The organism is Peribacillus sp. Aquil_B1, assembly GCF_022603275.1.
In the GTDB taxonomy this organism is placed as follows: Bacteria; Bacillota; Bacilli; order Bacillales; family DSM-1321; genus Peribacillus.
On the sequence record NZ_JAKXEE010000003.1, the window covers coordinates 17,901 to 30,656 of the forward strand.

At 40.7% G+C, this 12,756-nt stretch carries 11 protein-coding genes and 1 riboswitch; of the genes, 4 read left to right on the forward strand and 7 right to left on the reverse strand.

Annotated features, from left to right (window positions below):
* Window positions 1-15: 15 nt before the first annotated feature.
* The 3 genes from MPH60_RS18220 to MPH60_RS18230 form a co-directional block, all read right to left on the reverse strand.
* Window positions 16-840 (reverse strand): MIP/aquaporin family protein, encoded by an 825-nt coding sequence (locus tag MPH60_RS18220; protein ID WP_241594015.1) that lies wholly within the window; start codon window positions 838-840, stop codon window positions 16-18.
* A 226-nt stretch (window positions 841-1,066) separates the two neighbouring features.
* The gene (locus MPH60_RS18225) at window positions 1,067-1,609 is read right to left on the reverse strand and encodes a glycerol-3-phosphate responsive antiterminator (protein WP_048683275.1); all 543 of its coding nucleotides are present in this window, start codon (window positions 1,607-1,609) and stop codon (window positions 1,067-1,069) included.
* Between the two features lie 170 nt (window positions 1,610-1,779).
* Window positions 1,780-2,208 (reverse strand): hypothetical protein, encoded by a 429-nt coding sequence (locus MPH60_RS18230; RefSeq protein ID WP_241594014.1) that lies wholly within the window; start codon window positions 2,206-2,208, stop codon window positions 1,780-1,782.
* A 156-nt stretch (window positions 2,209-2,364) separates the two neighbouring features.
* A riboswitch (SAM riboswitch) is annotated at window positions 2,365-2,466 on the forward strand.
* 82 nt (window positions 2,467-2,548) lie between these two features.
* On the opposite strand from MPH60_RS18230, the gene MPH60_RS18235 reads away from it, so the two are divergent.
* Entirely contained in the window at window positions 2,549-3,652 is a 1,104-nt protein-coding gene (locus MPH60_RS18235; protein WP_241594013.1) for a 5-methyltetrahydropteroyltriglutamate--homocysteine S-methyltransferase, read from the forward strand.
* Between the two features lie 55 nt (window positions 3,653-3,707).
* Here the strand turns inward: MPH60_RS18235 and MPH60_RS18240 are convergent, their stop codons facing one another.
* On the reverse strand, window positions 3,708-4,586 hold the full coding sequence (locus MPH60_RS18240) for a LysR family transcriptional regulator (RefSeq protein WP_241594011.1): 879 nt from the start codon (window positions 4,584-4,586) through the stop codon (window positions 3,708-3,710).
* A 115-nt stretch (window positions 4,587-4,701) separates the two neighbouring features.
* On the opposite strand from MPH60_RS18240, the gene MPH60_RS18245 reads away from it, so the two are divergent.
* Window positions 4,702-6,162 carry an aldehyde dehydrogenase family protein gene (locus tag MPH60_RS18245; protein ID WP_241594010.1) on the forward strand — a complete coding sequence of 487 codons (1,461 nt, stop codon included), beginning with the start codon at window positions 4,702-4,704 and terminating at the stop codon, window positions 6,160-6,162.
* A 107-nt stretch (window positions 6,163-6,269) separates the two neighbouring features.
* On the opposite strand, the gene MPH60_RS18250 is transcribed toward MPH60_RS18245, so the two are convergent.
* From MPH60_RS18250 to MPH60_RS18260, 3 genes are all read right to left on the reverse strand, one after another.
* Entirely contained in the window at window positions 6,270-6,797 is a 528-nt protein-coding gene (locus MPH60_RS18250) for a hypothetical protein (protein ID WP_241594008.1), read from the reverse strand.
* A 300-nt stretch (window positions 6,798-7,097) separates the two neighbouring features.
* Window positions 7,098-8,201, reverse strand: coding sequence for a CaiB/BaiF CoA transferase family protein (locus MPH60_RS18255; protein WP_241594006.1), 1,104 nt, complete (start codon window positions 8,199-8,201; stop codon window positions 7,098-7,100).
* Between the two features lie 238 nt (window positions 8,202-8,439).
* Window positions 8,440-9,921, reverse strand: coding sequence for an amino acid permease (locus MPH60_RS18260; protein ID WP_241594004.1), 1,482 nt, complete (start codon window positions 9,919-9,921; stop codon window positions 8,440-8,442).
* Between the two features lie 443 nt (window positions 9,922-10,364).
* On the opposite strand from MPH60_RS18260, the gene MPH60_RS18265 reads away from it, so the two are divergent.
* Together MPH60_RS18265 and MPH60_RS18270 are read left to right on the forward strand one after the other, a co-directional pair.
* Entirely contained in the window at window positions 10,365-11,990 is a 1,626-nt protein-coding gene (locus MPH60_RS18265) for a M4 family metallopeptidase (RefSeq protein ID WP_241594002.1), read from the forward strand.
* Between the two features lie 273 nt (window positions 11,991-12,263).
* Window positions 12,264-12,665, forward strand: a complete 402-nt coding sequence (locus tag MPH60_RS18270) for an SET domain-containing protein (RefSeq protein WP_034310428.1) — start codon at window positions 12,264-12,266, stop codon at window positions 12,663-12,665.
* The last annotated feature ends 91 nt before the right edge of the window (window positions 12,666-12,756 follow it).

Below are 12,756 nucleotides of genomic sequence, written 5' to 3' on the forward strand. Positions count from 1 at the left end.
TGCCCCTCCTTTTAGTTAACTGGCGATATTTCTGCTTTCCATTTCATGTGACTGTTTTTTACCAAAAGCATAGGCTAATATCAATAGTACCAGGCTTGCACCCAAAACAGACCAAAATCCTGCTGTTATTTCCCCCTTAAAGAATGCTTTATAACAAACGGCACCAAGTGAACCCCCAACAATCGGTCCAACGACCGGAATCCATGAATAGCCCCAATTAGAATTGCCTTTACCAGGTATCGGCAGCAAAAAGTGAGCGATGCGCGGACCCAGATCGCGGGCCGGGTTAATGGCGTATCCTGTCGTTCCCCCAAGTGACATCCCGATCACGACAATCAATAAACCGACTGCGAATGGGTTTAGACCCTCTGTAAAATCATTGGCCCCTATAAATAATAGACCAAGAATAAGGATGAAGGTTCCAATCATCTCACTTAATAGATTTGAAAATGTGTGCGGGATCGCAGGTGAAGTCGCGAACACACCCAGCTTCGCTCCTGGATCATCCGTAGCTTTCCAGTGTGGCAAATAGTGCAGGAATACTAGAGTTGCGCCCAGGATTGCGCCAATCATTTGGGCAAGGATGTAACCGGGCACATCACTCCAAGGAAATTCTCCAATAATGGCAAACCCTACTGTGACCGCCGGGTTTAAATGCGCCCCGCTTATGGATCCCACTGCAAAAACACCCATGGTAACGGCCAATCCCCACGCAATCGTGACAACGATCCAGCCGGCATCTTTTGCATAGGAACCCTTTAAGGATGAACCAGCCCCAATACCTGCTCCGAATACAACTAATATCATCGTGCCTAACACTTCTCCCCAAAATGGAGTCATGATAAAACCCCTCCCCTGATAATTTTTTAAACCTTGCCAACAAATAAAAGGAGATCCACAGCAGAACTATCTTCATAAATAAATTATGAATAGATCTGTTGTGAATCTCCTAGTCTCCGTCACATATATTAACTTGTACTGTAAAATATACTAGGTTATGAAAACGCTGTCAATATTTTGTGAAAAATTAATCTATTTTTCTGTAATTTTTTTCAATTTTTCTCTATTAGACGATATCCCATAATTCAGTTTTGGAAGTGGTAATTGACGACGCTCCGGCATCAAGAGCGTTCAGGACTTCATCCGAAGTACGTATGAGGCCGCCTGCAAAAATGGGTGTCTGCAATCGTTCCTTCACTTCTTTTATCATCCATGGCATGGCACCCGGCAATACTTCGATATAATCCGGCTTGGTTTTCTGCACCAGCTTATAACTTTTCTCAAGCGCATGTGAGTCTATTAAAAAGATTCGCTGGATCGCAATGACTCCCTTTTGCTTTGCCTTCAATATAACGCTTGATTTAGTTGAAATCAGTCCATAGGGATTATATTCCTGACATATGAATTCTGTCGCGTACTCATCACTTCTTATGCCATGAATCAAATCGACATGATAAATCATTTTCTTATTATGCTGCTTTGCCATCATACTTACATTTTTCAATTGTGATATATGCAAATCAAGAAACACACCTATTTCATAGGAGCTTTCTAGAAATCTTTCAAAATCCTTCATGCTTGCTGAAGCAGGCAAAATCTTTTGATCCATCATTATCCTCCTCATTCCCAGAAAAACTCAAAACTTCAAGTTATTTAGTATATTTTAAAGAGCTTGATTTATCAATCACATTTTTTTCTTGACCAATCTCACCATAACACTAACACACCTGGCACTCCCTTTATATTGCGGATAAGGTTGTATGTAAAATATCCCTTAACTCATAAAGAGAGTTTCATTTTCAATGCACCTTCGACAAGTTCATACGATTTAATTGTGCCCACCGGAATTTTTCTCACGATGTCCCAAGCATTAACATTCATTTTGATCGCTCTTTTTTCATATTCAAAAAATGGCGGTCTGTTAAATATCCTTTGGTTGATGAAATTCCTGTCAATTGGTTCCATTTCCACTAATTCAAATGATATCGTTCTTTTTTCAACAGAAACCGGTTTTAATGTAATTCGGAAAGCTACGTTTTTCTTAAACATCATTTTTTTCACTTCCATCGTTCCGGAAAGCACAATATGCTTTGGCGTAATCTCGACTTTAATATCCTGACCAGGTGATTTCATTTTTATGATTCTCTCTATCATAGCTTCAGTTACCGTTATCGGTATGCCATTTTTGAATGGATTGAATATACTCATCCTCGCATTCCCTCCCCACTCAAAGCATATGCCGGGTTCCCCGATGCAGTTAACATTTCTGCCCGAATTAACAATCGGTATATTCGAAATATTCCACCTTCAAAGCTTGACCTTTGTACAAACTACCTGTATAGTCATACTTAATTTAATAGACAACTCTTATCCAGAGAGGTGGAGGGACTGGCCCTTTGATGCCTCAGCAACAGACTATTCATGTACTGTGCTAATTCCAGAAGTGTAAAAACTTGAAGATAAGAAGAGTATATAGCTTTGCTGCCAACACCTCTTCTTATTTTTAAGAAGAGGTTTTTTATTTTTAAAGAGAAAGAAGGAATGCAACATGTCAATCACATTAACGAAAGCACCATTCAGAGCCGACCACGTTGGAAGTTTATTAAGACCAGAACGTCTACATATTGCCAGAAAGAACTATAAGGAAGGTACCATTTCAGCAGAGCGTCTTCGTGAAGTTGAGACCGAAGAAATCAATCGGATTGTCGAAAAACAAATTGAAGTTGGATTAGAGGCCGTTACCGACGGTGAGTTCAGACGAACATGGTGGCACTTCGACTTCCTCGAACATTTAAATGGCATCGAGGGATATGTGACTGAAAAAGGTCTCTCGTTCGATGGTGTGGAAACAGAGAGATATAACGTTCGCAATACCGGGAAGGTTTCATTCAATCCTGAACATCCCTTCATTCGCGATTTCATTGAATTGAACAAAATCGTGAACGGACGTGCCGTTGCCAAGCAAACCATTCCCAGTCCGAATCAATTATTTGCTGCAGGCATTCATAATGAAGACGTCTACCCTGATATTGAAGACTATGCAAATGATATCATCAAGGCGTACCAGCATGCTTTGAAAGCCTTTTATGAAGCAGGTGTGCGTTATCTTCAATTGGATGATGTTTATATTGCCAGACTTTCAGCTCCGGATTTCCAGTTCAAAGATGGAAAATATACGAGGGAACAGTTAATCGACCTTGCACTTCGCGTAATTAATGGCGCATTGGAAGGAAAACCAGAAGACCTTGTCGTCACTACACACCTATGTCGTGGGAACTACCAGTCAACTTGGGCGTTTGAAGGAAGCTATGCACGTATCGCCCCAACTTTATTGGCAAAAGAAAAAGTCGATGGATTCTTCCTGGAATATGACGATCAACGCTCAGGGGATTTCAAACCATTGGAATTCATTCCAAATGGCGGGGCACGGGTCGTACTGGGCGTCGTCACTTCAAAAAATGGAGAAATCGAAGACAAGGAAGCAGTCAGGGCTCGCATCAAGGAGGCATCAGACTTCGTTCCTCTCGAACAATTATGCTTAAGCCCGCAATGCGGCTTTGCCTCCACCCATCACGGCAACAAGCTGACCGAAGAACAGCAATGGGAAAAACTGAAATTCGTTGTTGATGTAGCGAAAGAAGTATGGGAATGATTCATCTTTAACTGTAACGTAAAAGCTAGGCACTTTAAGCAGGCCTAGCTTTTCTTCAAAACAGCTCAATAAAATGTTTTGCCGTTTTTGAAAGATAACGATCTTGTCTAAAAACCAAAGCTATATTCGATTGAATTGAAGAATCGATAATATCCAACACTTTCACTCCTTTTATAATATGAGGTGAAACAGCTGATTTCGGAACAATGCTCGCCCCAACTCCAGCTGAAACCAGTGAGAGCAGAACATTTACATCATGGCATTCGCATAAAATATTTGGCTGTATTTCCCGCTCTTTAAATTCCTCGATAATTTCTTCATAAATCCCTTGTCCTTTTTCCCTATGCACTAAAAGCAATGGGATATTTTCAATATCCTTTAAATGAACCCTATCCTTCGAAGTGAAACTGTCCCAATCCTCAGGTACAACAAAAACATTCGGCACTTGTCCTATGTTCAAAATGGAAAGACCCTTCATCTCGACAGGTAAATGAACAATGGCAAGTTCAATATCCTGATTCTCCAAATAATTACTTATTTCATATGGATCTCCTGCGAATATTTTAAAGGAAACGGAAGGAAATTTTTTCTTGAAATCATTAATTTTATCAGGTAAATAAGACATATAAGCAAGTACGGAACCTACTGAAAGGGTACCTTTAATTCCCTCACCCGTTTCCTTCACTTCGAGCAAGGAGTCCTCGAAATATTGCAGCATATTCTTAGCCTTCTCGTAAAGTACCCTCCCTGCTTCGGTCAACTCCATACTTTTACCGTTCCTTTTTCTCTCAAGTAAAGTAGTCCCTAATTCTTCTTCCATAAGGCGGAGCTGCTGGCTTAATGGCGGCTGTGACATATTCAATTTTTTTGCTGCACGGGAAACCTGGCCTTCTTCTGCAAGAATAAGAAAATATCTTAATTGTCTAATATCCATTTTGACACCTCTGATATATATGCATTTCGTATATAAACTTAATTATATAGATATTTTAAATATGATACAAACAGCAGTAAAATATATTTGTTTACAACTTAAAGGGGTGTTCATAATGGAGAAATTCAAGGATCTAAACAAAAGTTTCATCAATGGGGAATGGGTGGAAGGCTCAAGTCAACGCAGATATAATATTTTAAACCCATACAATAATGCCGTGATTTCAAATGTGAGCTTGGCTACATCAAAACAGCTCGAAGAATCATTTGAAATAGCAAAAAATGCTCAAAAAGGCTGGGCAAAAACATCAGCTGAAAAACGTCGTCAGGTCCTGCTTAAAGTTGGTGAATTCCTCCAGGAAAACCGGAATGAAATCGTTGAAATGATTTCCCGTGAAACGGGTGGATCGCTTATTAAAGCAAATGTTGAATTTCAGCTTACTATGGAAATAGTCGAAGAATCTTCTAACATGGTGGATGAAATATATCAAATGCATGAGGTTCCGTCAGCTATAGATCATAAAGTCAATCGTATACATCGACTGCCACTAGGAGTTATTTCTTCTATATCTCCGTTTAACTTTCCGATGAACTTGTCAATGAGAACCATCGCACCAGCCATTGCATTAGGAAATGCAGTCGTTCATAAACCGGACGTTCAAGTTGGATTTACTGGAGGAATCATCATTGCTGCAGCATTTGAATATGCCGGTCTTCCAAAAGGAGTCTTTAATATGATCCTAACTGACCTGGAAGAAATCGGTGATGGCATGCTGACAAACCCGATTCCCAAATTAATCAGCTTCACAGGTTCCACTCCTGTAGGACAGCACATCGGGGCCATTGCAGGGAAAAACCTAAAACGAGTTGCGCTGGAGCTTGGCGGTAATAATCCTTTCATTGTATTATCTGATGCAGATGTGGACCGTGCCGTTGATGCTGCAATCTTTGGGAAGTACATTCACCAAGGACAGATTTGCATGTGCATTAACCGCATAATCGTGCATAAAGACCTTTACGAAGACTTTACTGCAAAATTCGTTGAACGTGCAAAAGCTCTTCCATTTGGTGACCAATTAGATCCTAAAACAATCATTGGACCACTTGTAAACGAGCGTCAATTACAAAAAGTACAACAAATCATCGAGGAAACTAAAGCTGCCGGGGTCCATGTTGCACTTGAGGGAGAACGCATTGGCAATGTACTGACACCAACTATTTTCCGGGACGTCCAGAACTCGGATAAAATCGCACAAACAGAAATGTTTTCTCCTGTCGTGTCCATCATTCAAACAGAAACAGATGAAGAAGCCATTGATATCGCCAATGACACCATTTATGGTTTAAGCTCGGCTATCTTCACTTCTGATCTGGAAAAGGGCGAACGCTTAGGGTTGCAAATCGACAGCGGAATGACACACATCAATGATCAAACCGTTAATGATGGAACGAACATACCATTCGGCGGGAACAAAATGAGTGGTTTAGGCAGATTCGGAAGCCCATGGATTGTCGAAGAATTCACTGTTACGAAATGGATTTCCCTTCAAACACAATATCGTGAATATCCATTTTAACCATTGATTCATCAGGCATCTGGTACAACCTTTCAGGATGTATACAGATGCCTTTTTGTACTAAGGAAAGGTCACAAAAAAAGGACGGCCACCAGCACGTCCCCTTTTTACTTGCAGCTATCATCATCATCATCCATTTTCTTCACAAATATATCATCCGTCACCCTATCTTCCAACTTGTTCCTCAAGGCTAATTCCGCAGCCTTCCCATCACTAGGCGATCCGTCCGAGAAATACATCGGAAACAAGGAGAAAAACATAACATAGAAAGAGAAATAGATAAATTGATACCAGATTACCGAGCTGTCCAGGATCTTCTGATACACTAAGCTATATATGATCAGCATGCTGATTAAATTAAAGATAGCCCCCCCTAAATATATCAGCGTATTCGTCAATCGATTATCATGTTTCAAACCCTTGAACTCGCAAGTCCCATTCCAAAAATAATATTTTCTCACCTCTATGTTCCGAAAAGCAAAAAGTTTATTGCCACAACCAATCAAGATTTTCTTTTCTGATCCTCCAAAGATCGTAACAAAGAAAATATGCCCGCTCAAATGTATCAGCGTAACGATCGGCATGATTAAAAAAAAGGAAAATAGAAATTTAATGATATCAGAGAGACCAAACATGTTTAAGCAACCCTCCTTACCAGGATGCTACTCTGATACCCTGCACACACTGGTTATAACTAGTAAATTTTCACAGTAATCATATGTTGCTTTCCACAAGTGATAAGAGGATAATTGTTCTCTTCTCCTTAATCCGGCCTTCCACCGATTAATTCGACCTATCTCCAGCTTTATTCGACCTTTCACCAATTAATTCGACCTATCTCCAGCTTTATTCGACCTTCCGCCTACTTTTTCCGGCCTTCAAAAAAAAGCTATCTCCTTCCCTAAAATTCCGGAAAAGTGATAGCGTTTACATCTTTATTTAGTGATGGGGGGTCGAAGAATTTCTGCGTTGTTTTGCCCTGGCCTCAAGCCTGCATGTTTATATTCAGGGGTGAAAACCGATGTTTTGATCGGGCAGGCGATTTGCTTCTGGACATTTCCTTTTCCGTCAGGTACCTCGACGATCATTCCCCTTTCCTTCAATTGGGGATGCTCGGCCGCTTCGGTGAAAGTCAGCACTGGTTCTGCACAGGCCTCGAAATCAGCGAATATTTCCTGCCATTCATGAAAATCCTTTTCAAGGAAAGCCAGTCGGATGGCCGTTTTAAACCTGATTTCACTTTTTTCATCGCTTTTCATGCTCAGTTCATACATTTCGGGTGCACCGATTGCTTCGCATAATGCTTTTCGAAATGGGGGCTCAAGGCTCCCTACCGAAAAATGGCGTCCATCTTTCGTTTCGTAAAAGTCATAAAAGGACCCTCCGTTTAACATCATTTTTTCTGGTTCAAGCTCGAGGCCCCCTTGTAAATTCAAAGGTGCGGATATGGCATTCAAGGCAAAACTGCAGTCGGTCATGCTGATGTCGATGGCTTGGCCGAATCCCGTTCTTTCCCTGTGAATGACTGCAGATAATATACCAATAACAGCATGCAGTGAGCCTCCGGCAAGATCTGCTATTTGGGTTCCGTTTTTTGCCGGTCCGCCCTTTTTCGTACCGGAATAGCCTGATAAGCCTGCAATCGAAATATAATTGATATCATGTCCCGGTCGGTCTTTATAGGGACCAGTCTGGCCGAATCCCGTGATGGAACAGTAAATCAGCTTTGGATTGATCGATTTTAATGCCTCATACCCCAGTCCCAGACGTTCCATGACTCCTGGACGGAATTGTTCTATAACGATATCGTATTCCTTCACTAGGTTTTTTACAGATTCGATTGACTCAGATTGTTTTAAATCCAGTGTAATCGACTTCTTCGATCTGTTAAGATATTGGTTCACACCCCATGAATCCTTTGCTCCCGGCCTCTCTACCTTCAAAACATCCGCTCCTAAATCCGCTAGCATCAAAGTGGCAAATGGGCCTGGCAGTAACGTTGAAAAGTCCAATACTTTTAAATGAGTCAATAAGGTCATCAGCCGTGCACCTTCCCTTTCCATTGAAAATATTAAAAGCTTTCCCCCTCGTTTTGTACATTCAATTTAGCAGAGATTACGATTATCATATAACACCTCTCATCGGATTTGTATAAATTTCCATTTAACAAAAATAAAAAGCTAGGAATCGGCTTCCTAGCTTTTTGATAATGAGCTTAATATGTAAAAGCCGGACAAATCAATACTGCATTGTCCGGCTGATTTCACTTAAGGTTGTTCATTCATATTTTTTGTCAAAGTCAAATTCAACTTCATCAAGTTTAACGAATTTAGTTTTTCTTATCAGCTTATAGCCAAACCATAGACCAAGGAAAAGCGGGATTCCTAGGTATGCAGCTATAACACTGCCCCAATCGATCTGGTCTGAGAAAAAGGCTTGGATATTTTGGGACAGGATGACGATCATGCCAATTAATATGGCAAAGATCGGACCTATCGGAAACCATAATGCCTTATATGGCAGCTTCTCCAATGAATGACCTTGAGCGATGAATGCTTTCCGGAAACGGTAATGGCTGATGGAGATGCCCAGCCAAAAGATGAATCCTGTAATTCCAATGGCATTCATTAACCAAATATACACTTTACCATCACCGAATACGGAGGCTAAAAAGGCTAGCATGCCGATGGAACATGTCAAAATCATGCCTGCAACTGGTACTCCGCGTTTATTAAGTTTTGCAAAAATACGCGGTGCTTGTCCATCTTTTGCCATTGAGTATAACATACGCGTTGACGCATATAGACTCGAGTTACCTGCTGATAATACCGCTGTTAAAATGACGGCATTCATAAGCGAAGCAGCAAAAGCCACTCCAGCTTTTTCAAAAATGAGCGTGAATGGACTTACCATGACGTTATCGCCTTGTAAACTTGGGTTCGTATAAGGAATAAGCAGTCCAATTACGAAGATTGCAAATACGTAAAAGAGCAGGATTCTCCAGAATACACTTTTAATGGCCTTCGGTATATTCCTTGCTGGATCTTCACTCTCACCGGCAGCCACACCGACAATTTCAGTACCTTGAAAAGAAAAGCCAGCCGCTATGAATACAATGAATACACCCATGAATCCACCCGGGAAAGGAGCATCATCGACGGTGAAGTTTTTAAAACCTACTGCTTCACCGCCCATAATGCCGACGATCATTAGCAGCCCGACGATTATAAAAATAACGATGGCCGTGACTTTTATGAAGGAAAACCAGTATTCCCCTTCACCATATCCTTTAACGGATAAATAGTTCAATAGGAAAATGAGCACCAAGAATGATGAACTCCACAACAATGATGGACTATTCGGAAACCAGAATTTCATGATCATTGTCGAGGCTGCCAACTCTGCCGCTATCGTCATCGACCAATTGAACCAATACGTCCATCCCAAGGCAAACCCAAATGCCGGATCGACGAATTTCGATCCATAGGTACTGAATGAGCCGCTTGTCGGCATGAATGCTGCCAGTTCCCCTAAGCTCGTCATCACAAAGTACACCATTGCCCCAACTAAGGCATAAGCAAGTAATGCGCCGCCTGGTCCAGCTGTATGAATGGCTGCCCCGCTGCTGAGGAACAGCCCGGTGCCGATAGCCCCGCCAATGGAAATCATCGTTAAATGGCGGGATTTCAAACCGCGCTTTAGTTCTTGTCCTTCTTGCTGTGGAGGATGCAAGATGTCTTGTTCTTGTTTTGGTATCATAAATTTTCATCCCTTTCTATATAAGCGCTTTCATATATGGAGAAATCCATTTAATAAATTTTCCTATTTCATAGACTTTCAAATAGACCTAATTTACAATTAGAATTCCTTTTCTGAATATATGCAATTTTCATGCCAAATTTATAAAACGCAATATTCAACAAATCATCAAAAAAATCGCCTTAAATAGACAAATTTTTTTGCACTTTACGCCACGTTTTTTTGCACATTATGCCATGTTTTTTTGCACTTTTATTCATTTGGTTTAATTTTAATTCATTCCAAATATTACTAAAAGAATATATTCAAAGAATATTTCTACTAAAAACCATTTTTCTCCATTTTATTCCTTTAAATGTCATATTTTTTGCGAGTTTACTCAATTTGATAATAAATATGAAACGATGTAAAAATGAGGTATTCTCATGAAGGAGTTGAGTGTTATGAAAGGTAAGGTATTTTTAGGAACTGCACTATCCATCGGTCTATTATTTTCTGCTATTCCCCATCAAGAAGCTTTAGCGGCAAAAAATGTGTTAAGTGTTGAAAAGTACAATAAGCATAAGGATTCGCTAGAATTCAAGTCTGGGAAACTTACGGACCCATCGAAGCAAACGGCAGAAGATATCATTCTTACCTTTTTTGATGAAAACAAAAAGTCTTACAAGCTAGAAAGGCAAAAGGCGAAAGACTCCTTCACGATTCAGAAAGAAAGCAAGGATGAGCTAGGCAATACCGTCCTTAGATTGCAACAAACCTATAAAGGCGTACCTGTATGGAATTCCACACAAGCAGTATTGATTGACGCTAAAGGTGTATTGACCGTCGTATCCGGTACCGTTGAAGCCAATCTAAACACGAAATTAGGCAAAAAGGCTAAAAAAGGCATCAGTAAATCCGAAGCTATCAAAATAGCGGAAGCGGATCTTGGGTTCACTCCTGCCTATGAACAATCACCTGAATCTGACCTATATGTATACGCAAATGAAGGCAAGGCCGATTATGTATATAAAGTCAATTTGAAATTCTTAAGTCCGGAACCAGGAAATCATAATTATTTCATTTCAGTCAAAACGGGTAAAATTCTGAATAAATATAATACACTAGATGAAGTGACGGGAACCAATTCCGTCGGAACGGGAACGGGCGTCTTAAACAACACCGTCTCGCTGAACACTACCTTATCCAACGGTCAATACTACTTACAAGACAATACACGCGGTAAAGGTATCTTCACTTATAATGCCAATAACCGTTCAAGATTGCCTGGTACGCTCTTTTCCAACACAACAAATGCTTTTACTGCTTCTGCCGATAAAGCTGCGGTGGATGCCCATTATTATGCGGGTAAAACCTATGATTATTACAAATCGACATTTGGACGGAACTCTTATGATGGAAATGGAACCAGCCTGAAATCAACCGTCCATTATGGCTCAAGATACAATAACGCTTTCTGGGATGGCACCCAAATGGTTTACGGTGATGGAGATGGCACGACATTCATCCCATTGTCCGGGGGGCTCGATGTCGTTGCACATGAATTGACGCATGCCGTGACTTCCTCGGAATCGAACCTTACCTATCAAAATGAATCCGGTGCTTTGAATGAAGCGATATCTGATATTTTTGGAACCGTTGTAGAATTTAAAAATCAAAGTGCCAAAGCCGATTATTTGGTAGGAGAAGATATTTACACACCTAATATTTCCGGTGATGCACTCCGCTCGATGGCTAATCCAACATTGAATGGTGACCCTGACCATTATTCGAACCGTTATACGGGAACGGGTGATAACGGCGGAGTTCACACGAACAGCGGAATCATTAATAAGGCAGCTTATTTAATCTCTGCAGGCGGAACTCACCATGGCGTGACCGTATCCGGGATCGGCATCGATAAACTAGGAACCATCTTTTACCGGGCAAACACAACTTATTTAACTTCTTCGTCGACTTTTTCACAAGCTAGAGCGGCAGTCATACAAGCGGCCTCTGATTTATACGGTTCAAGCAGTGCAGAAGTCACGGCAGTCAAAAATGCCTTTACAGCTGTCGGTGTGAATTAAGAGATTTACCTATATATCAAACACCTCCCTAGCTTCACCTCTAGCGGAGGTGTTTTTTCTTATGCGGGCTATCCCGGTTATTTGAGCAGTTCGCTGCCTTTTTTTGGCCTTCCTGTGAAGAATTCCGTCTCTTGGTATGGGAAGACCCTCAATAAAAACAATCTTATCGTTTGCTAAAAATGATTAATTCCGCAAAATAGTTGCTTTTCTTCTTATTAACTGTCAAGCTTAGATGATCTGGACTATATTGAATAGAACAAGTAGGTGACGAACATGATTGAAGTTAAAACTTCCACACTCAGTGATGGTGAGTTCAATAGAGGCGTATTCGCAACACGAGATATTAAAAAAGGTGAGCTTTTGCATGAGGCACCTGTCATTGCATATCCAAACGAGGAGCATGTTTTCATAGAGAAGACATTGCTGGCTGATTATGCGTTTGAATATGGTATAAACCATACTGCCATGCTTTTAGGCTATGGCATGCTGTTTAATCATTCTTATACACCCAACGCTACGTATGATATAAACTTCAAGAATCATACGTTTGATTTCTTTGCTTACACCGACATAAAAGCAGGAGAAGAAATCCTGATTAATTATAATGGTGAAGTCGATAATGAGGATCCGCTTTGGTTCAATAAAGAAAATGACGGTGAAGATGAAGCTGAATGATCATTGATCATTCAAGAAAGCACTTGTACTTTTGAAAGACCTGTCCAAGGGTCTTCGAAAGAAGCGGGTGCTTTTCCTTTTTCCTGCTTGA

What these genes read in the sequence shown, in the direction of transcription:
- MPH60_RS18250 (WP_241594008.1), bottom strand. Translation starts at nt 6,797, where the DNA reads ATGTTTGGTCTCTCTGATATCATTAAATTTCTATTTTCCTTTTTTTTA.
- MPH60_RS18235 (WP_241594013.1), top strand. Translation starts at nt 2,549, where the DNA reads ATGTCAATCACATTAACGAAAGCACCATTCAGAGCCGACCACGTTGGA.
- MPH60_RS18265 (WP_241594002.1), top strand. Translation starts at nt 10,365, where the DNA reads ATGAAAGGTAAGGTATTTTTAGGAACTGCACTATCCATCGGTCTATTA.
- MPH60_RS18255 (WP_241594006.1), bottom strand. Translation starts at nt 8,201, where the DNA reads ATGACCTTATTGACTCATTTAAAAGTATTGGACTTTTCAACGTTACTG.
- MPH60_RS18230 (WP_241594014.1), bottom strand. Translation starts at nt 2,208, where the DNA reads ATGAGTATATTCAATCCATTCAAAAATGGCATACCGATAACGGTAACT.
- MPH60_RS18260 (WP_241594004.1), bottom strand. Translation starts at nt 9,921, where the DNA reads ATGATACCAAAACAAGAACAAGACATCTTGCATCCTCCACAGCAAGAA.
- MPH60_RS18225 (WP_048683275.1), bottom strand. Translation starts at nt 1,609, where the DNA reads ATGGATCAAAAGATTTTGCCTGCTTCAGCAAGCATGAAGGATTTTGAA.
- MPH60_RS18245 (WP_241594010.1), top strand. Translation starts at nt 4,702, where the DNA reads ATGGAGAAATTCAAGGATCTAAACAAAAGTTTCATCAATGGGGAATGG.
- MPH60_RS18220 (WP_241594015.1), bottom strand. Translation starts at nt 840, where the DNA reads ATGACTCCATTTTGGGGAGAAGTGTTAGGCACGATGATATTAGTTGTA.
- MPH60_RS18270 (WP_034310428.1), top strand. Translation starts at nt 12,264, where the DNA reads ATGATTGAAGTTAAAACTTCCACACTCAGTGATGGTGAGTTCAATAGA.
- MPH60_RS18240 (WP_241594011.1), bottom strand. Translation starts at nt 4,586, where the DNA reads ATGGATATTAGACAATTAAGATATTTTCTTATTCTTGCAGAAGAAGGC.